Genomic DNA, 17,336 nt, shown 5'->3' with positions numbered 1-17,336 from the left:
GGGGCTCGGCTCACGCGGTGGCGGTCAGACCGGCACCGTAAGCGTGGCTGTGTAGCCCTTGTCGATGCTGCCTTCGACCGTGGCCATCTGCTGGTCGTAGCCGTCGCTGAAGATCATGTCGCTTTCCAGGGAGAGCTGGCCCAGGGTCTGCACGCTCTTCTCGTAGCCGTCACTCGCGTACACCGTGTCGCAGACCTCCTTCGGAAAGGCGAGCTGTGAAGTCGTCGTGATGGACGTGGCGTTGGTGGCGTCGTCCAGGCTGCCGTACACCTCGAAGTGGATGTGCGGCCAGCGGCCCGGGTAGCAGGCCGGGAAGACGCTGGTGAACGTGACCTGGCCCTTGGAGTCGGTCTCTTGCACTCCTCGCAGGTAGTTCTCCTCGGTGACGCCCTCGGAGTACAGCGAGTAGTTGCCGTCCCGGTCGCAGTGCCAGAGGTAGACGGCCGCGCCTTCTTTCGGCGTATCGCAGCCGGAGGCGGCGTCGACGACGGTGAGGGTGATGGTCAGCGCCACGCCCTCGGCGGTGCCGCTCGCGGAGCCGAAGCTGGAGGTGATGTCCGAGCGTACGACGCCGCTTTCCTTGAGGACGTTGACTCCGTTGGACCCGTCGCCGGGGTAGGGCCCGGCCGTCTCACCCGGGATGGTCTCGCAACTCGCCTCGGAGGCCCCCGAAGAGGCAGCGCCAGACGAGGCCGAGGAGGGCGAGGACCCGGCGGTCTCCGTCTCATCGCCGCTGCAACCCACCACCGGGACCAGACTCACGCCGGCGAGCAGCCGGATCATCTTGCGGCGGTGCAGCGTGGGGAGGTCGAAGGAGAGACCCCTGTCGTGGTCGTGGAGTTCTTCGCTCATGGACTCTCGCCTTTGCTCTTCTGTGTCGCCCGCTGGGTGTGCGTGACAGTAAGGGTGCTGCCTGTGAATCGCCCACGAGCCGGCTGTGCGATTCCCGGGCGGCCACCGGCGATCTCCGAGGCCACGCTCCCCCGCCGGCCCGGATCTGGTCCGGCAGAGGAGCGATGTCTGCGTGGACCCATTCACAGGCCCTCGAAGCTGTACGACCCCGACCCGACCTCGAACACGGCAGCCCCGTCCTCCATAGTTCCGTGCGTCAGCGGAGCAGAAGTTGGACGATGGAGACGGCACCGATCGTCACGATCAGGGCCCGCAGCACCGCGGGGCTGAAGCGGCGGCCCACCGTGGCTCCGAGCTGGCCGCCGAGCGCGGAACCGGCCGCGATGAGTACGACGGCGGTCCAGTCGAAGTCCGCGACGAAGAGAAAGAACAGCGCGGCGACCGCGTTGACGACGGCGACCAGTACGTTCTTGACCGCGACGAGGCGCTGCAGCGGCTCGTCGAGGAGTATGCCCATCAGGGATATGTAGATGATTCCCTGGGCGGCGGAGAAGTAGCCGCCATAGACGCTGGCCAGCGTCAGGCCGACGAACAGCAGCGGGCCACCGTCGCGACGGCTGGTGTCGCTCGGTGCGTTGCGGCGCACCCGCTTGCTGATCAGCGGCTGGACCAAGACCAGGACGAGGGCGAAGCCCACCAGGGCCGGCACGATCTTCTCGAACGCGGCGGCGGGCAGGGCCAGCAGGAGGACGGCGCCGGTCACGCCGCCCAGCAGGGCGCCGACGCTGAGTTTCAGGATGCGTCGGCCCTGCCCCTTGAGCTCTCTTCGATAGCCGAAGGCTCCGCTGACGGAGCCGGGGATGAGGCCGAGCGCATTGGAAACCGTGGCGGTGACAGGTGTGAGGCCGGTGGCGAGCAGAACGGGAAAGGTGATCAGTGTTCCCGAGCCGACCACGGTATTGATGGCACCGGCGCTCACACCCGCGCCGAACACGGCGAGCATCTCCCCCGGCGTCACGCCGAGGCTCCGTCGGCGGCGATGGCCACTGCTGCCGCCGGTACAGGCCCTGTTCGCCGGCGTCCGGGGCCGGAGGAGATCTTCATGAAGCCGACACTAGACGGGTGACATTTCGGTGACCGCCGAATTGTTCCGGCTCCACTTTTGAACGGCCTTGTTGCGCAAGCGGGTTGGCTGACGACGCGATGTGGCTCAGGCCGTGTCGAGTTCGCCGAGCAGGGCGAGGGTCAGGGCATCGACCGGGCGGGGGTCGGTCGTGGTCTCCTCGCTGGCGGTGTTCACCATCATCACCGCTGCCGTCATGCTCCGCCTGCTGAACGCCGCGCAGGTGCTGAATCCGCCGGTGCCGCCGGTGTGCCATGTCATGGTCCGACCGCTGGGCAGTGGGCTGAGGTGCCAGCCGAGACCGAGCCGCAGATTCCGGTCGACAGTGAAGTGGGGTCGCTGGGTCAGTTCGATCGCGTCCCGCAACGGCGAACGATCGGGGCGTAGTTGTGCGCTCAGGAAGCGCAACATGTCGTCGGCGGTGCTGTACATCGAGGTGCCCGCGGCGCTGAGAACGGGGTCGTGCCAGTCGGGAACGGGTTGGCCCTCGAGATGGCCGACGGCCTTACGGGACGCCATGTCCGGCCTCAGGGTCGTCGTCGTGTCGGGCATGCGCAGGGGCGATGTCACGCGGCGCCGCAGCATCGCGTCCACGCCGTCAAAGGCCAGCGCCTGGCCGAGCAGCCCGAAACCGAGATTCGAGTACGCGTAAGAGCTGCCGGGCTCGGTGCTCAAGGTTGTCTCCCGCAGGCCGGCTGCCAGGCCGTCCAGCGTGTAGTGCGCGTACGGGTCGTACGGGTCCGCTCCCGCCAGGAGGTTCGGAGGCAGCGAGGGCAGACCGGAGGTGTGCGTCGCCAGGTCGGCCATGGTGATCCGCCGAGGGCCCTTGCGCGGGACGGGGAACCGGGCGGGCAGAACGAGCGGTGCGTCGAGGCGTGTCTCGCCGGCACGCACGGCGCGGGCGAGAGCGGTGGCGGTGAATGTCTTTGCGATCGAGCCCAGTTGGAAAACGGTCCTGCCGTCCGGCGCCGACGTGCCCCGGCTCCCACCCGCGCCCGCGACGTAGCGGCGTGCACCCTGGATGACCCCGCACACCGCACTCGGGCTGCCCGCGGCCAGTGCCCGGTCCAGATAGCGCCGCACCCGCGCCGGTAAGTCGTCGTCGGCCGCCACGGCGTTCCCGGGCAGCAGCGGCACACCGGCCGCCGCGGCCGTCGCCGCGCTGAGAAATTTCCGTCGGTTCATGAACTACTCCTCTGTCGTTCGGTTCCCTGCCGGCACCACCACGGACAACAGCACGAGCAGTGGCACAACCCTGCCCGCGGGCACTTGGTAGTGGCCGCGCCCCTCGGCATGGAGCCAGCCGGCTGCTGTCAGCTGCTTGAGGTGGTGGTAGAGCTGACCGGTCGTGTTGAGTCCGGCCGTCTCCTGCAACTCGGCCGCGGAACGGGTCCCTTGCAGTACCGCGCGCAGCAGGGTGAGCCGCACCGGGTGCCCCAACGCGGCGTACGGAGCGGCGTGTTCCGACCAGTCCGCTTCGAGCAGCCCCTCAGCCACCGCACCCTGCTGCCATTCGTAGTGTTCGCCCGTAGGCAGGTCCAACACGCCGGTGAACAGCACTTGCCCGTTCCCCGCGAGCCGCTCACGCAGGCCCTCGAGAGCCCAGAACACCTCGCTCCGGGATACCTGCGATACGGGCTCCTGCCCTACGGACTCCAGCCGCGACACCCGTTCTTCGAGCGCGGCGATCCGTTCCTGGAGGGACTCTGCAGCCATGGCCACGACATTACGTTATTCCGAAATAACAGAGCAACCCGGCCGGCCCCCGGATCAGGATGCTTCCGCGACCCGGTTGAAGAGGCGGCCGGCAAGGTCGACGCCTGTGACGGCGCCATTGGCGTCGCGGGAGAAGTAACCGCGCTGCCCCTTGAGGCCGCCTTCGGTGATGATGTACTCGTCGCCGTCGCCGGGGAGGAAGCCGATGCCCGCGGCTGGGTAGTCCGGGGGCATTTCCTCGTCCGACGCCTCGCGTATCTCCGGCTTGATCCCGACCGCCAGGGTGAGACGGGCGCCGTCGGTGGCGATGTCGAGTTTCATGGCGTCGATCTCATAGCGGCCGACGACCTGTTGGGCCTGCCCCTCGTCATACGGGAGCGGCTCCGGCATCTTCTCGACGAAGCCGAGGTAGTGCTCGAGCGCCCACCGCACGACGGACTGGTTGAAGGGGTAGCCGTCCGGGCCGGCGTTGGCCAGGGAGACCACCGCGAAGTTGCGCTCGGGCACGATGAGCAGCTCGGCGAACTGGCCGTTGCCCGAGCCGCCGTGACCGATTCCGCGGAGGCCGTCCAGGTCGTGCAGGAACCAGCAGATTCCGAGGCCGTCGCCGAGCGTACTGGCGCGCAGCCCGACCGTTTTCTCCCGCATGCGGTGCAGCTCCGCGGCGGTCAACACACCATCGCCGTCGCCGAGTTGGAACCGTGCCCAGCGCAGCAGGTCGCTCACCGAGGAGGCGAGGCCGCCGCCGGGGTTGTCACCGCGCCCGCCCTCCCTGAACGCTCCCCAGGGCCGGGCGGCCAGCAGATCGCCGTCGTCGCCGCGGTTGTGGCCCACGGCGAACTTGCGGACCATCACCTCCGCCAGTCCGTACACGGTGTCCGACAGGCCCACCGGCTCGAGAATGAGCGAGGCCATGGCCCGTTCGAAAGGCAGGCCCGTGACCTTCTCGACGATCCGCCCGGCCAGGTTGTATCCGGCTTGGCTGTACGAGGCGCGGGCCCCGGGCGGTGCGATCAGCGGCAGCCCGGGCAGCTTTGCCACGAGCCCGGCCAGGGAGCGGTCGCCCTCGCCGTCGTCCATCAGGTTCCAGTCCAGGCCCGCGGTGTGGTTGAGCAGGTTCAGGACGGTGATCTGCGCCGCAGCCTGCTCGTCGGCCAGCTTCAGCTCGGGTAAGTAGCGCCGCACCGGCGCGTCCAGGTCCACCTTCCCCTCGGCGACCAGGCGCATCAGCGCGGTCGCCGTGAAGGTCTTGGACACCGACGCCAGATGGAACAGCGTCTTCTCGTCGACGGGCAGCGGATTGCCGAGGCTCGTCACGCCGTGCGAGGCGTAGATCTCCTGTCCGTCCAGGAGCACCCCGACGGCGACACCAGGAACGCCGAGCTCCGTGGCCTGCGCCTTGACGAACTCCGACAACTTGTCTTGCGACACGGTTCCCCCTTCGGGCACTTGAACTAAGTACGAGAAGGAGCGTAGGTGGGCCTTGAACAAAGTGCAAGGCCTGTCATGAACTAAGTACAAGTAGGGTGGTGGCCATGCCGCGAGACACACTGACCGCAGACCGGATCGTCCGTGCGGCCATCGAGCTGCTCGACGACGAGGGACTGGACGGCCTCAACATGCGGAGCCTGGCGAAACGGCTCGGCTCGGCTCCCACGGCCGTCTACTGGCACATCAAAACGAAGGACGACCTGGTCCGACTCGCCGCCGACGCGATCTGGCACGAGGTCGAGCTGCCCGATCTCGACGCCAGCGACTGGCGTACGGCCGCCACCACCCACGCCACCGGCATGCACGCGATGCTCACCCGGCATCCCTGGCTCGGCCAGGCATTCGGCAGCCACCTCCTGTACGGGCCCGGAAAGGCCCGGCACGACGACTTCAGCCTGGCCCTCTACGAAAAGGCGGGCTTCGCCGCCGCCGTCGCGGACCGGGCTGCTGCCACCGTGTTCATCTTCGTGATCGGCAGCGCGCTCGGCCATGCCATAGAACTCTCGCTGAAACACCGTCTGAGCAAGAGCGGCGCCGACGCCGAGCAACTGATGGCCGACGCCGTGACCCGCGCCGCCGAGACCGCCAGACAGTTCCCGCGCCTGCGTGAACGTCTCGGCACCACGGCCGCCACGGAGTACGCCGCAGCGCCCGACAACACTTTCACGTTCGGCCTTCAGTCCCTCCTGGACGGCTTCGAGGCCCGCCTCGCCGCCGACCACGCCAGTCGGCGCGAGTGACTCGCGACCGGACAACACCCGCCGACCAGCCCGCGGGGCTGCGAGTGCCGTCCTTGGCAACCGCTTCGCCGGACGGATTGCCTCGACTCACTGGAAGGCAGGCATGACTTCCTTGACGAACAGCTCCAGCGACTTGCGCTTCTCCTCGTGGGACATGCTGTTGTCGATCCAGAAGCTGTACTCGGCGACGCCGAGTTCCTCGTAGGAGCGCAGCCGCTCGATGACCTCGGCCGGGGTGCCGATCATCGCGGTCTTGTGCAGTGCCTCCGGCTGGAACTCCGGCCGGCCTTCGAACTTCGACTCCGGGCTGGGCGGCAGGAACCCGTTCTGCGGGGTGTTCTTGTTGCCGAACCAGGCGTCGAAGGTTCGGTAGAAGCGGTTGATGGCCTCCGCGGCCGGGCGCCAGCCGTCGGGCTCGTCGGGGGAGTGGACATGCGTGTGCCGCAGCACCATCAGGTCGGGACGCGGCACCTCTGGATGGTTCGCCACGGCGGTGTCGAACTTCCGCTTGAGGTCAGCGACTTCCTCGTCGCCCTTCATCAGTGGGGTGACCATGACGTTGCAGCCCTGCGCCACCGCGAAGTCGTGGGATGCTGGGTCGCGAGCGGCGATCCACATGGGCGGGGTGGGCTGCTGCACAGGCTTGGGCACACTGGTCGATGTCGGGAACTGCCAGATCTCGCCGTCGTGGGCGTAGTCGCCCTGCCAGAGCGCCCGGACCGCGGGCACGAGCTCACGCAGGTGCTTTCCGCCGTCGGCGGCCGGCAGTCCGCCTGCCAGTCGGTCGAACTCGAACTGGTAGGCACCCCGGGCGAGTCCGACCTCCATCCGGCCGTTGCTGATGACGTCGAGCAGCGCGCATTCACCGGCGACTCTGAGTGGGTGCCAGAACGGGGCGATGATGGTCCCGGCACCCAGGCGGATGGTCGAGGTCTTCGCGGCCAGGTGGGCGAGCAGCGGCATCGGGCTGGGGGAGATCGTGTACTCCATCGCGTGGTGCTCCCCGATCCACACGGTGCTGAACCCGCCGGCTTCGGCCATCAGGGCCAGCTCGGAGAGGTTCTCGAAGAGCTGCCGGTGGCTGACCTCCTCGTCCCAGCGCTCCATGTGCACGAACAGCGAGAACCTCATGACTGCTCCTCCGCTTGAGTTGTGGCGTCCATCTCGGTGAGGGTGACGTCACCGGTGGCCCAGTGCGTCCGGGGGACCTCGTGGACGACGACCCGGATGTACTCGGGCCGTGTGTCCACGGTGCGCAGGACCGCGGCGTGCACCTCGTGCATCAAGTCCCGGATCTGCGCCGGGGTGCGGCCTTCGGCGAGGGTGATGGAGACCTGTGGCATGTCAGCTCCGCATGGTGAACGGGTCGGCCACGGGCTCCTCGCTCGTGTTGATCCAGACACTCTTGAGTCGCGTGTACTCCAGAATCGTCTCGGTGCCGTGCTCGACGCCCACTCCGCTGCTCTTGAAGCCCTGGCGCGGTGACATCGGGGACATGGCCCGGTAGGTGTTGACCCACACGGTCCCGGCATCCAGGTGTGCGGCCATCCGGTGCGCCCGTGCGAGGTTCGTCGTCCACACGCCGGCCGCGAGTCCGTACTCGGTGTCGTTCGCCAGACGTACGACCTCGTCCTCGGTGTCGAACGGCATGATCGCCAGGACGGGGCCGAAGATCTCCTCGCGCACGACGCGCATGTCGTTGTCCACGTCCACGAGGACGGTCGGCTCGTAGAAGTAGCCGCCGAGGCCGCCGTCGGTGGCCCGTCCACCGGTCAGCACCCGGGCACCTTCGCCGCGCCCGAGGTCGACGTACCCGGCCACCTTGTCGCGCTGGCCTTCGAAGGCCAGCGGACCGAGCTCGGTCTTCTCGTCCATCGGGTCGCCGATACGGATGGTCCGGGCACGTTCCGAGACACGTTCGAGAAGCTCGTCGTAGACGGACCTGTGCGCGAACACCCGGCTGCCGGCGATGCAGGTCTGTCCGGCGGCGGCGAAGATGCCGGCGACGACGCCCATCGCGGCGTTCGGAATGTTCGCGTCCTCGAACACGATGTTGGGTGACTTGCCACCCAGTTCGAGCGTGGAGCCGATGAAACGGCTCGCGGTCGCGGCGGCGATGCGCGACCCGGTGGCGGTGCTGCCGGTGAAGGAGATCTTCGCGAGGTCGCGGTGGTCGACCAGGGCCTGCCCGGCCTCGGCTCCGAACCCGGTGACGACGTTCACCGCACCCGGCGGGAACCCTGCCTCGAGCGCCAGCTCGGCGAGCTTGAGCACCGTGGCCGAGGTGTACTCCGAGGGCTTGATCACGACGGTGTTGCCGGCGCAGAGCGCGGGCGCCAGTTTGCTGCTGGTCAACGTCAGCGGAGAGTTCCAGGGCGTGATGGCTCCGACGACACCGAGGGGCTCCCGGGCCGTGTAGTTCAGCACCTGGCGGTCGGAGGTGGGGATGAAGTCACCGTGGATCTTGTCGGCCAGCCCGGCGTAGTAGTAGTAATACTCCGGCAAGGTGGCCAGCTGCCCGCGCATCTCGCGCAGTAGTTTGCCGTTGTCCTGCGTCTCCATGCGGGCCAGGTCTTCGGCGTTCTCGGCGATCAGGTCGCCCAGGCGCCGCAGCAGGTGTCCGCGCCGCGTCTGGCTGAGGTCGCGCCAGCGCGGGTCCTCGAAGGCCTTCCTCGCGGCCGCCACAGCTCGCTCGATGTCGGTGGCGTTCCCGCGTGCTGCCCGATAGAGCACCTCGCGCGTGGCCGGGTTGGTGCTCTCGAAGTACGCGCCCGACGCGGGCTCGACCCACGTCCCGCCGATGAAGTGCTGCAACGTGGTGAGGTCAGACATGTGCGCACTCTCCGATGAAGGTGGTGAGGGAGTCGACGAACGCCTCGGGGCGCTCGACGGGCAGCATGTGACGTGCCTGGGGGATGACCTCCGCACGGCAGTCGGGAAGCGCAGCGGCGAGCCGGTGGGTCATCTCGGGGGTGGACCCGGGATCGTTCTCGCCCGTCACCGCCAGTGCGCGTACGGCGATGGCGGCCAGGGCCGGGGCGAGTTCGGCGTCCGCTGTGGCGAAGACGCGATAACAGTTGAGGAAGGACCTGACGTCGTTGGAACGCAGCGTGGTCTCGGTGCGGGCCACCTGGCCGGGGCCGACGCCGGTGCCGGCGTACCAGCGTTTCAAGGACGCGGCCGCACTCGCCGTGAAGTCGGCCTCCGCGGTGCGCAGCCGGTCGAGTACGGACGCCCGCTCCTCGGCCGTACGCTCGCACACCGAACTGACCGAGGTCAGCGTCGCCACCAACTCCGGGTGGTGCAGCGCCACATGTTGGGCGACGAGTGCCCCGAGCGAGAATCCGACCAGGTGCGAGCCGGCCGGAATCTCACCGACCACCCCGTCGGCCAGGTCTGCGAGTGTCACACCTTCGCTCACCGGCGGGCGAGTGCCGTGGCCGGGCAGGTCGGGGGCGATCACGGTGAAGCGGTCGGCCAGGAGCGCGGCGGACGGCTCCCACATGGTGTGATCGAGCCCGACGCCGTGCAGCAGGACCACGGTGGGCTTGCTCATGAACGCCTACTGCTCGGTCGAGAGCGGCGCCAGCCGCTGCTGGGGGCGCCCCTGGGCGGCCGCGGCAAGCGCGATGACGATCTCGTTCGGGTGGGGAGCGTCGCTGATCCGGACCTCGACGGTCTGGTGGTGCGAACGGATCGTGGCGTCGGTGATGTGCTTCAACGGGATGTCGAAGACCACGCCGACGGGCCCGCGCTTCTCGACGGCCGGCAGCAGGGTGGTGGCGTTTGCGGCCTTGCGGAAGTGGTCGCCGAACTTGAGCGTATGGATCAGGGCCGAGCCGTGCTCGACCTCGCCGTCCAGGCCGACGATGGCCGCCTTGCCGTACGCCTCGGCAGGAGCCTCCAGGGCGTCGAGGACCGCAGGGGCCAGCAGCGCTCCGAGGTCGGAGGCGTTCGCGTCGATTCCGGGAGCGAGGTCCTCGACGAAACCCTGGCCGGCCCATGGGTTCTCGATCACGGCCGCGACGACGGCGACCCGGGCGGGGCTGTTGACCTCGCGTCCGCCCTCGATGCGGATCTCCTCGACGACGGTCACGATCTTGCGGACGTTCATGAAGGAACTACCTCCAGGGTTTCGGTGCTGACTACGGGGTCGGTCATGCGGTCCCCGATACGGGGGTGCGGGCGCGGCCCCGTCGACGCGGCGGCGATGACCACGATCTCGTCCGCACGCGGGGCGTCGGAAACACGGGCACTGATGGTCTGGTAGTGACTGCGAGTCGCGGCATGTGTCTTGTGCCAGAGCGGGACGATCAGTGTCTCGCCGGCCTCGGCGCGTGTGTCGGCGAAGCAGATGATCGACTCGCCCTGGAGGAACTCCCGGACCAGGTTGCCGAAGTACGGAGTGTGGATGAGGGCTCCCGCGTGCTCGATCTCGCCCGCCGTGCCGACGATGGCGGCCTTGCCGAACGATTCGATCTCGTCCACGCCGCCGAGGGCGCCGATGAGCCGGCCGGTCAGCAACTTCGCGAGCACCGGGGCGACTTGGCCCTGCTGTTCGGACAGATCGGACCAAGGGCCGACGCCCACCCAAGGGTTCCGGATGACGGCGGCGACGCTGGCTCGCCGTGCGGGCTGCGCGGGCGCCTCGCCCGCCTCGGTGAGGACGACGTCGCGGTAGAGCACGAGTTTGCGGAGACCGATGCTCTCGTCAGGACGATCCAAGATGCGCTCTTGCATGCCACAGGACGATAGGGACCCCTCCCGCATCGGTCAAGGTGTCGAGCTGGAGGGCTCCATCGAGTCCCTTCTCGGCGGCTGCATGTATTCCATTTAGTGCCACTGACCTGCGTATTTACGGGCGACGGCACGCGAATTTACGATTCGCTTACACCGGCCTCTTGACGCTCAATCCGCGACCTGCCTTACTGCCACTTGTATGCCAGGACCGGTGGCCATCGGGCCCCGCGGACCCAAGGAGTTTCATGTCCAGTCACCTTGGAACGGGTGCGGAAACGACGTCCGCGACGCTGTCGGGGAGCGGTGGGGACAGCACCACGGACGGCACAGGTGCCGGCCACGACGGCGGCGGCAAACTCGGCTCCGTTTTCTGGGCCTCGCTCGGTATCTCCGCCGTCTTCGTAGCCTGGGCGGTGCTCTTCACGGACAACCTGAACGAGGTCACGAACGACTCGCTGAACTGGGTGACGGCCACGTTCGGCTGGACGTACCTGGCGGTCACGCTCGCCATCCTGGTCTTCCTGGTGTTCCTGGCCTTCAGCCCCGCAGGCGACATCCGACTGGGCAAGGACAGCGACCGTCCCGAGTTCTCGACGCTGACCTGGTTCGCCATGATCCTCAGCGCGGTCATGGGCATCGGACTGGTCTCGTACGGCGTCGCCGAACCGATTTCCCACCTGGCGACGCCACCGCACGGTCTCGCCGAGCCGAACACGCCGGCGGCAGCGGTGCGCGCCCTCCAGTACTCCTACTTCGACTGGGGCCTGCACGCCTGGGCGATCTTCGCCGTCTTCGGTCTGGCCATCGCGTACTCGACCTACCGCAAGGGCCGGCGCACCCTGGTGAGCCAGCTGTTCGTGCCGTTGCTCGGCGACCGCGTGAACGGGCCGATCGGCAAGGCGATCGACGTGCTCGCCGTGTTCGCGACGCTCTTCGGCACCACGACGTCCCTCGGCCTGGGAGCTCTCCAGGTCAACAACGGGCTCGGCAGGTTGTTCGGGGTCCCGGTCAACTCGGTGAGTCAGGTGCTCATCATCGCCGCCGTCACATCGGTCTTCACGCTCTCGGCGGTGACCGGTGTCAGCAAGGGCATCAAGTTCCTGAGCCAGGGCAGTTCGCTGCTGGCGGCCGCGCTGTTCGTCTTCATGCTGATCGTCGGCCCGGCCGTGTTCATCGCCAACCTGTACATCGAGTCCGTGGGCCAGTGGGCCACTGACTTCTTCCGGATGAGCCTGCAGGGCACCGCGTTCGGCGGCCTCGAGTGGATGCAGTGGTGGACCTACTTCATGATGGCCTGGTGGGTCTCCTGGGGCGCCTTCGTCGGCGTTTTCCTCGCCCGTATCTCACGCGGCCGCACCATCCGCGGCTTCATCACGGGTGTCCTGGTCGTCCCCAGCGTGGTGTTCTTCACCTGGTTCACGGTCTTCGGCGGCACGGCGATCCACCTCGACCTGTTCGAGGGCGGCGACATCGCCAAGCAGACCACGGCTGACATCAACAGCGCGTTCTTCGCGACCCTCGACCACTTCCCGCTCGCCACTGCCACGTCTGTGATCGCGATCATCCTGGTCGTGATGTTCTTCGTCTCCGGCGCGGACGCCAACACCTACGTGCTGTCCATGATGACCTCGGACGGATCGCTCACCCCGCGTCGTCCGGTGCTCATCCTGTGGGGCGTCCTCACCGGTGTCACCGCCGTCGTCCTCATGCTCGCCGGCGGACTGAACGCCCTGCAGAACACCGTCATCGTGACGTCCTTGCCCTTGCTCGTGATCATCGCCGGCCTGGCGGTGTCCTTCTGGAAGGAGCTGAGTGCAGATCGAAAGGAGAAGACCGATGTCGCACTCTGACGCCCGCCGTGGGCGCATCGAGAAGGAGTGGGCCGCGGCCTGGGGCCAGGGTGACGTCGATGCCCTCGACGCGCTGCTGAGCCCGGCGTACCTCCGCCACGGCGGAAACCCGCACCCGCAGGACCTGAACGCCTTCAAGGCCGCGATCGTCTCGACCCGAGAGGCCTTCCCGGACCTGGTCACGACCATCGACGACATCGTCGTCGAAGGCGACAGGGCCGCGATCCGCTGGCACAGCAGCGGAACCCATGTGAACTCGTTCCTCGGTGTCCCGCCCACCAAGCGGCACGTCGAGGTCAGCGGCGCCACGTTCGCCCGCTTCGAGGGGGACCGGATCGTCGAGGAGCACGTGACGTGGGATCCCCGGGCGCTGCTCTCGGCGCTGGGCGTCATCCGGGTGGGACAGGACTGACGATCAAGATGACTAGGAGCATCTCCATGGCCTCGCTTGCCTCGAAGCCCGACCTCGATGTGATGAAGCAGGTCAACCGGCAGTTCGTCACCGGTGTCACGGTTGTGACCGCGATGGACGGAGAGACCCCCAGAGGGCTGGCCGTCAACGCGTTCTCGAGCATCTCGCTCGACCCCGCCACGGTGATGGTGTGCGTCCAGCGCACCTCGTCCACCCACGACTGTCTGTTCCGGGCGGACCACCTCGCGATCAACATCCTGTCCACGGACCAACTCGACGTCGTCGGTACGTTCGCAAGCAAGGCCAATGACAAGTTCAAGGACCTGGACTGGGAGAGCGGCCCGTTCGGCAGCCCGCTCATCGCCCGGAGCAGTGCGCAGATGGAGGTCGAGATCCGCGAGCGGCTGCAGGCCAGCACCCATACCGTGTTCATCTGCCGCGTGGTGCACGCTGCGGTAGCCGATCACCATCCGATGGTCTACAGCGCGGGTAAGTTTTTCGACGGCGGCGCGCTCGCGCCGCTGGGATGACCGGCGGGCGGCTCGGGAGACGGAGGAGGGTTCGGTGAATCGCGCACAAGGCGAACCGAAGTGGGGGTCCCCCCGGCCGGAGGCTGGGGGAGGGTCGATGCAGGCCAGGGTGATCGCCGAAATGCGCCGGCGGATCATCAAGGGAGACATCGAGCCCGGGGCTCCGCTCTCGGAGCTCGCTCTCGCGGACGAGTTCGGCGTCAGTCGTACGCCGGTACGCGAAGCCCTCAAGCAGCTGCAGACCGAAGGACTGGTTGAAATCCGGCCCCGCGTCGGGACGTTCGTCACCACTCCCTCCCGCCGCGAAATAACCGAGCTCTTCGAGATGAAGGAGCTCCTCGAGGGCGCGGCCGCCCGCCTCCTCGCACGGCGGGGCCGGGTCCCGGAGATCGACATGCTCGAGCGAAACCTGCGCGAGGCCGAGGAAGCGGTGGCACGGGACGACCGGGAGCGGTACGCGGAGTTGGTCCAGGAGTTCCACGACTTGCTCATCGCCGGGGCCGACAACAGCAAACTGGAAGCCCATTACCGGATGCTCATGAACCAGCTGGCCTACTCCCGGCTGGTGAACACGTCGCTGAGCCAGCCGGGCCGCCCCCTCCAGTCGGACCGTGAACACCACCTCGTCCTGGAGCTGATCCTGGAGAAGGACGGCGACAGCGCCGAGCACGTGATGCGTGAGCACGTCAGGGCCAGCCGACGTGCGCTGCTGGCGGGGCTGCCCATCGGCGGGGCGAACGAGAGGTTCGGCACGGCAGGTTCCTGATACGGGCTGTCAGGGCGGTTCGTCCGATGCGGCTGCCATCGAGTGGTCCTCCGCTATCTCCTGACGGTAGATCAGGGCCGGGTTCCGCCTCTTCGGGGGCGGTGCCCGGCCCTTCGGCTTACGGGGACCTTCCACTGCTGAAATCCGTCCGTAACACCAAGAATGTCTACTCCTAGGCAACGATGATTCATCATAGTAGACACTCCATCCCGGCCAGGGAGGCCCCATGACGACCGACCCAGCAGTGGACGCCCCCGATCTCGCCGAGTTGGTCCGCGCCGACGGCATCGAGTTCGTGCTGGCCGTCTTCGTCGACCTGACCGGCAAGCCGTGTGCCAAGCTCGTCCCGGCCCAGGCCGTCGAGGAACTCCGCGACGAGGGCGTCGGGTTCGCCGGATACGCGGCCGGCGCGCTCGGCCAGCAGCCGAGCGACCCCGACGTCATCGCACGGCCGGACGCCTCCTCGTACACACCCGTCCCCTTCATCAAGCCCGGCCTTGCCCTCGTCCACTGCGACCCGCATGTGGAGGGCGAACCCTGGCCCTACGCGCCCCGCGTCATCCTGCGCAGGCTCCTGCAGCGGGCCGCGGACCAGGGGCTGTCGATGTCCGTCGGCGCCGAGGTCGAGTACTTCCTGGTCAACCGCGACGAGCACGGGGTGCTCAGCGTCGCCGACGCCAAGGACACCGCAGCACAACCCTGTTATGACGCAAGGGGCCTGACCCGGATGTACGACCACCTCACCGCGGTCTCCAGCGCCATGAACTCCCTCGGCTGGGGCAACTACGCCAACGACCACGAGGACGGCAACGGTCAGTTCGAGCAGAACTTCAAGCACGCCGACGCCCTCACCACCGCCGACCGGGTCATCACCATGCGGTACCTGGTCTCGATGCTGGCCGAACAGCGGGGCATGACAGCCACGTTCATGCCGAAGCCGTTCACCGACCGCACCGGCACCGGCATGCACCTGCACATGTCGCTGTGGCGGGGCGAGGAACCCGCCTTCCCCGACGCCACCGACGGGCGCGGGCTCGGTCTGTCCTCGCTCGCCTACTCCTTCGTCGCCGGGATCGTCGAGCACGCGCGGGCGCTCCAGGCCGTGATCGCGCCGACCGTCAACTCGTACAAGCGCACCGGCGCGGTGAACACCCGCTCGGGCGCCACCTGGTCGCCGCGCGTGGCGGGTTACGGCGGCAACGATCGCACCCACTTCGTACGCGTCCCCGACGGCAACCGCATCGAGCTGCGCGGCGGCGACGGCGCCGCCAACCCCTACCTCGCCGCTGCCGCCGCCCTCGCCGCGGGCCTCGACGGCATCGAACGCGGCCTCGACCCGGGCGAGCCCGGCGCGGCCGGCAAGGGCCCGGAGCTCCCGCCCACTTTGCTGCACGCCGTCGAGGCCTTCCAGGCGGACGACGTGATCAGCGGCGCGCTGGACGCAGTAGGCACCGGGGTCAGCCGGTACTTCGCCGACCTCAAGCGCGAGGAGTTCTTCGACTGGCACGCCACGGTCGGCCCCTGGGAGCTCGACCGCTATCTGACCGCCTTCTGAAGGGACTTGAGATGTGCGGAATCGTGGGGCTCCACCTGCGCGAGCCCTCCCTCGAACCCCGGCTCGGCGCGCTGCTGACCGCGATGCTGGGGCAGGTCGTCGAACGCGGCCCCGATTCGGCGGGGGTCGCGGTCTACGGGGACCCGCGGCTGTCGCCGCCAGGACGTGCCGTCGTCTCGCTGCTCGGGGTCAGCCCGGCCGAGGCTCAGGCCGCGCTGCCCGGCGCCGTGGCCGTCGCGGCTGACGTCACCACGGTCGTGCACGCGGATCTTTCCATCGCCGACCTGCTCGCGGCCGTCTCGGCGGCGCTGCCCCACGCCACCGTCATCGGCTCCGGCTCGGACATGGCCGTACTCAAAGGCACTGGAAATCCGGTGCAGTTGGCGGAGTCCTTCGGGCTCGCCGGTGTCACCGGCTGGCAGGGCGTCGGTCACACCCGAATGGCCACCGAGTCCGCTGTCACCCCCGAGGGCGCGCACCCCTTCTCCGTCGGTCCCGGCCAGTGCCTGGTGCACAACGGCTCCTTCGCCAACCACGCCACCATCCGGCGTGAACTGCTCGCCCAGGGCGTCGAGTTCGACAGCGAGAACGACTCCGAGGTGGGCGCGCGGTTCATCGCGCACCAACTGGAGCAGGGCGCTGAACCGGAGAAGGCGCTGCGGCTGCTGTGCGAGCGGTTCGACGGCTTCTACACGCTGCTCGTGTCCACCGGCGACTCCTTCGCGGTCGTCCGCGACGCGATCGCCTGCAAGCCGGCGCTCGTCGCCGAAACCGACGCGTGGGTCGCGATGGCCTCCGAGTACCGGGCGCTGGACGTCCTGCCGGGCATCGAGAACGCCCGCATCTTCGAACCCGAGCCGGAAGAGGTGTACGTATGGCGACGCTGATCGACCTGGCCGAGACCCCCGTGCGGGACCTCAACCAGGCCCTGCACGCCCCTGACGCGACGTCCTGGCGGGTCCTCAACCCGCGCGGCGCGCACGCCGTGGCCTGCGGTATCCGCGAGGACCACACCGTCGACGTCGAGGGCCACGTCGGCTATTACTGCGCCGGCATGAACCAGCACGCCACGGTCACGGTGCACGGCAACGCGGGCACCGGGGTGGCCGAGAACATGATGTCCGGCACGGTTCGCGTGCGCGGCAACGCGTCTCAGTCGGCCGGGGCCACCGCCCACGGGGGGCTTCTGGTCATCGACGGGGACGCCTCCGCGCGGTGCGGGATCTCCATGAAGGGCGTGGACATCGTCGTCGGTGGCAGCGTCGGCCACATGAGTGCGTTCATGGGGCAGGCCGGGCGGTTGGTCGTGTGCGGGGATGCGGGCGAGGCCCTCGGCGACTCCCTGTACGAGGCCCGGATCTATGTGAGGGGCGAGGTCAAGTCCCTCGGTGCGGACTGCGTCGAGAAGGAGATGGGCGCCGAACACCTCGCAGAGCTCGCTGACTTGCTCAAGGCGGCCGAGCGTGACGAGAACCCCGCCGACTTCCGCCGGTACGGCTCGGCCAGGCAGCTGTACCACTTCAAGGTCGACAACACAGCAGCGTACTGAGGGAGTTCGACG

19 protein-coding genes are annotated in these 17,336 nt (G+C 68.3%); 8 read left to right on the top strand and 11 right to left on the bottom strand.

What is annotated here, in order from left to right; translation table 11 throughout:
- Positions 1 to 24: 24 nt before the first annotated feature.
- From ACGFNK_RS19435 to ACGFNK_RS19415, 5 genes are all read right to left on the bottom strand, one after another.
- Positions 25 to 852 carry an intradiol ring-cleavage dioxygenase gene (locus ACGFNK_RS19435; protein ID WP_393417373.1) on the bottom strand — a complete coding sequence of 276 codons (828 nt, stop codon included), beginning with the start codon at positions 850 to 852 and terminating at the stop codon, positions 25 to 27.
- Between the two features lie 256 nt (positions 853 to 1,108).
- The gene (locus ACGFNK_RS19430; protein WP_393417371.1) at positions 1,109 to 1,870 is read right to left on the bottom strand and encodes a sulfite exporter TauE/SafE family protein; all 762 of its coding nucleotides are present in this window, start codon (positions 1,868 to 1,870) and stop codon (positions 1,109 to 1,111) included.
- 192 nt (positions 1,871 to 2,062) lie between these two features.
- Complete coding sequence (locus ACGFNK_RS19425) at positions 2,063 to 3,160, bottom strand: serine hydrolase domain-containing protein (RefSeq protein WP_393417368.1); 1,098 nt, start codon at positions 3,158 to 3,160, stop codon at positions 2,063 to 2,065.
- A gap of 3 nt (positions 3,161 to 3,163) precedes the next feature.
- Positions 3,164 to 3,691 carry an ArsR/SmtB family transcription factor gene (locus ACGFNK_RS19420; RefSeq protein WP_393417366.1) on the bottom strand — a complete coding sequence of 176 codons (528 nt, stop codon included), beginning with the start codon at positions 3,689 to 3,691 and terminating at the stop codon, positions 3,164 to 3,166.
- A 54-nt stretch (positions 3,692 to 3,745) separates the two neighbouring features.
- Positions 3,746 to 5,122 carry a serine hydrolase domain-containing protein gene (locus tag ACGFNK_RS19415; protein ID WP_393417364.1) on the bottom strand — a complete coding sequence of 459 codons (1,377 nt, stop codon included), beginning with the start codon at positions 5,120 to 5,122 and terminating at the stop codon, positions 3,746 to 3,748.
- Between the two features lie 104 nt (positions 5,123 to 5,226).
- Here ACGFNK_RS19415 and ACGFNK_RS19410 point away from each other — a divergent pair, with 104 nt between their 5' ends.
- Positions 5,227 to 5,922 carry a TetR/AcrR family transcriptional regulator gene (locus ACGFNK_RS19410; protein ID WP_393417362.1) on the top strand — a complete coding sequence of 232 codons (696 nt, stop codon included), beginning with the start codon at positions 5,227 to 5,229 and terminating at the stop codon, positions 5,920 to 5,922.
- Between the two features lie 87 nt (positions 5,923 to 6,009).
- Here ACGFNK_RS19410 and ACGFNK_RS19405 read toward each other — a convergent pair whose 3' ends face one another.
- Genes ACGFNK_RS19405 through ACGFNK_RS19380 form a run of 6 tightly spaced genes read right to left on the bottom strand, consistent with a single transcriptional unit; the run spans position 6,010 to position 10,662 of the window.
- Positions 6,010 to 7,053, bottom strand: coding sequence for an LLM class flavin-dependent oxidoreductase (locus ACGFNK_RS19405; RefSeq protein ID WP_393417360.1), 1,044 nt, complete (start codon positions 7,051 to 7,053; stop codon positions 6,010 to 6,012).
- Positions 7,050 to 7,265, bottom strand: a complete 216-nt coding sequence (locus ACGFNK_RS19400; protein ID WP_393417358.1) for a 4-oxalocrotonate tautomerase family protein — start codon at positions 7,263 to 7,265, stop codon at positions 7,050 to 7,052. The genes ACGFNK_RS19405 and ACGFNK_RS19400 overlap by 4 nt, the downstream gene beginning before the upstream one ends.
- 1 nt (position 7,266) lies before the next feature.
- Positions 7,267 to 8,754 carry an aldehyde dehydrogenase gene (locus tag ACGFNK_RS19395; RefSeq protein WP_393417356.1) on the bottom strand — a complete coding sequence of 496 codons (1,488 nt, stop codon included), beginning with the start codon at positions 8,752 to 8,754 and terminating at the stop codon, positions 7,267 to 7,269.
- Positions 8,747 to 9,478, bottom strand: coding sequence for an alpha/beta fold hydrolase (locus ACGFNK_RS19390; protein WP_393417354.1), 732 nt, complete (start codon positions 9,476 to 9,478; stop codon positions 8,747 to 8,749). Before ACGFNK_RS19390 ends, ACGFNK_RS19395 begins: the two co-directional genes overlap by 8 nt.
- Positions 9,479 to 9,484: 6 nt before the next feature.
- Positions 9,485 to 10,036 (bottom strand): amino acid synthesis family protein, encoded by a 552-nt coding sequence (locus ACGFNK_RS19385; protein WP_393417352.1) that lies wholly within the window; start codon positions 10,034 to 10,036, stop codon positions 9,485 to 9,487.
- On the bottom strand, positions 10,033 to 10,662 hold the full coding sequence (locus ACGFNK_RS19380; protein WP_393417350.1) for an amino acid synthesis family protein: 630 nt from the start codon (positions 10,660 to 10,662) through the stop codon (positions 10,033 to 10,035). The genes ACGFNK_RS19385 and ACGFNK_RS19380 overlap by 4 nt, the downstream gene beginning before the upstream one ends.
- A gap of 245 nt (positions 10,663 to 10,907) precedes the next feature.
- On the opposite strand from ACGFNK_RS19380, the gene ACGFNK_RS19375 reads away from it, so the two are divergent.
- From ACGFNK_RS19375 to ACGFNK_RS19345, 7 genes are all read left to right on the top strand, one after another.
- Complete coding sequence (locus tag ACGFNK_RS19375) at positions 10,908 to 12,512, top strand: BCCT family transporter (RefSeq protein ID WP_393417348.1); 1,605 nt, start codon at positions 10,908 to 10,910, stop codon at positions 12,510 to 12,512.
- A complete protein-coding gene (locus ACGFNK_RS19370; RefSeq protein ID WP_393417346.1) occupies positions 12,499 to 12,924 on the top strand; it encodes an ester cyclase in 426 nt (141 codons plus the stop codon). Before ACGFNK_RS19375 ends, ACGFNK_RS19370 begins: the two co-directional genes overlap by 14 nt.
- 26 nt (positions 12,925 to 12,950) lie before the next feature.
- Positions 12,951 to 13,454 (top strand): flavin reductase family protein, encoded by a 504-nt coding sequence (locus ACGFNK_RS19365; RefSeq protein ID WP_393417344.1) that lies wholly within the window; start codon positions 12,951 to 12,953, stop codon positions 13,452 to 13,454.
- 97 nt (positions 13,455 to 13,551) lie between these two features.
- Entirely contained in the window at positions 13,552 to 14,220 is a 669-nt protein-coding gene (locus ACGFNK_RS19360) for a GntR family transcriptional regulator (RefSeq protein ID WP_393417343.1), read from the top strand.
- 226 nt (positions 14,221 to 14,446) lie between these two features.
- A complete protein-coding gene (gene glnT, locus ACGFNK_RS19355) occupies positions 14,447 to 15,775 on the top strand; it encodes a type III glutamate--ammonia ligase (protein ID WP_393417341.1) in 1,329 nt (442 codons plus the stop codon).
- Positions 15,776 to 15,786: 11 nt separating this feature from the next.
- Positions 15,787 to 16,662, top strand: coding sequence for a glutamine amidotransferase (locus ACGFNK_RS19350; RefSeq protein WP_393417339.1), 876 nt, complete (start codon positions 15,787 to 15,789; stop codon positions 16,660 to 16,662).
- A complete protein-coding gene (locus tag ACGFNK_RS19345; protein ID WP_393417337.1) occupies positions 16,650 to 17,324 on the top strand; it encodes a glutamate synthase in 675 nt (224 codons plus the stop codon). Before ACGFNK_RS19350 ends, ACGFNK_RS19345 begins: the two co-directional genes overlap by 13 nt.
- Positions 17,325 to 17,336: the final 12 nt, after the last annotated feature.

It is taken from the genome of Streptomyces sp. NPDC048825 (assembly GCF_043198355.1).
GTDB lineage: Bacteria > Actinomycetota > Actinomycetes > Streptomycetales > Streptomycetaceae > Streptomyces > Streptomyces xiangluensis.
Note: the sequence above shows the minus strand (reverse complement) of the source record. Positions and strands in the feature narration are given on the sequence as shown.

Bases quoted from the DNA above. Each gene is read 5' to 3' on its own strand.
- ACGFNK_RS19435 (WP_393417373.1), bottom strand. From the start codon at position 852: ATGAGCGAAGAACTCCACGACCACGACAGGGGTCTCTCCTTCGACCTC.
- ACGFNK_RS19425 (WP_393417368.1), bottom strand. From the start codon at position 3,160: ATGAACCGACGGAAATTTCTCAGCGCGGCGACGGCCGCGGCGGCCGGT.
- ACGFNK_RS19420 (WP_393417366.1), bottom strand. From the start codon at position 3,691: ATGGCTGCAGAGTCCCTCCAGGAACGGATCGCCGCGCTCGAAGAACGG.
- ACGFNK_RS19410 (WP_393417362.1), top strand. From the start codon at position 5,227: ATGCCGCGAGACACACTGACCGCAGACCGGATCGTCCGTGCGGCCATC.
- ACGFNK_RS19405 (WP_393417360.1), bottom strand. From the start codon at position 7,053: ATGAGGTTCTCGCTGTTCGTGCACATGGAGCGCTGGGACGAGGAGGTC.
- ACGFNK_RS19400 (WP_393417358.1), bottom strand. From the start codon at position 7,265: ATGCCACAGGTCTCCATCACCCTCGCCGAAGGCCGCACCCCGGCGCAG.
- ACGFNK_RS19395 (WP_393417356.1), bottom strand. From the start codon at position 8,754: ATGTCTGACCTCACCACGTTGCAGCACTTCATCGGCGGGACGTGGGTC.
- ACGFNK_RS19390 (WP_393417354.1), bottom strand. From the start codon at position 9,478: ATGAGCAAGCCCACCGTGGTCCTGCTGCACGGCGTCGGGCTCGATCAC.
- ACGFNK_RS19385 (WP_393417352.1), bottom strand. From the start codon at position 10,036: ATGAACGTCCGCAAGATCGTGACCGTCGTCGAGGAGATCCGCATCGAG.
- ACGFNK_RS19380 (WP_393417350.1), bottom strand. From the start codon at position 10,662: ATGCAAGAGCGCATCTTGGATCGTCCTGACGAGAGCATCGGTCTCCGC.
- ACGFNK_RS19375 (WP_393417348.1), top strand. From the start codon at position 10,908: ATGTCCAGTCACCTTGGAACGGGTGCGGAAACGACGTCCGCGACGCTG.
- ACGFNK_RS19370 (WP_393417346.1), top strand. From the start codon at position 12,499: ATGTCGCACTCTGACGCCCGCCGTGGGCGCATCGAGAAGGAGTGGGCC.
- ACGFNK_RS19365 (WP_393417344.1), top strand. From the start codon at position 12,951: ATGGCCTCGCTTGCCTCGAAGCCCGACCTCGATGTGATGAAGCAGGTC.
- ACGFNK_RS19360 (WP_393417343.1), top strand. From the start codon at position 13,552: ATGCAGGCCAGGGTGATCGCCGAAATGCGCCGGCGGATCATCAAGGGA.
- glnT (WP_393417341.1), top strand. From the start codon at position 14,447: ATGACGACCGACCCAGCAGTGGACGCCCCCGATCTCGCCGAGTTGGTC.
- ACGFNK_RS19350 (WP_393417339.1), top strand. From the start codon at position 15,787: ATGTGCGGAATCGTGGGGCTCCACCTGCGCGAGCCCTCCCTCGAACCC.
- ACGFNK_RS19345 (WP_393417337.1), top strand. From the start codon at position 16,650: ATGGCGACGCTGATCGACCTGGCCGAGACCCCCGTGCGGGACCTCAAC.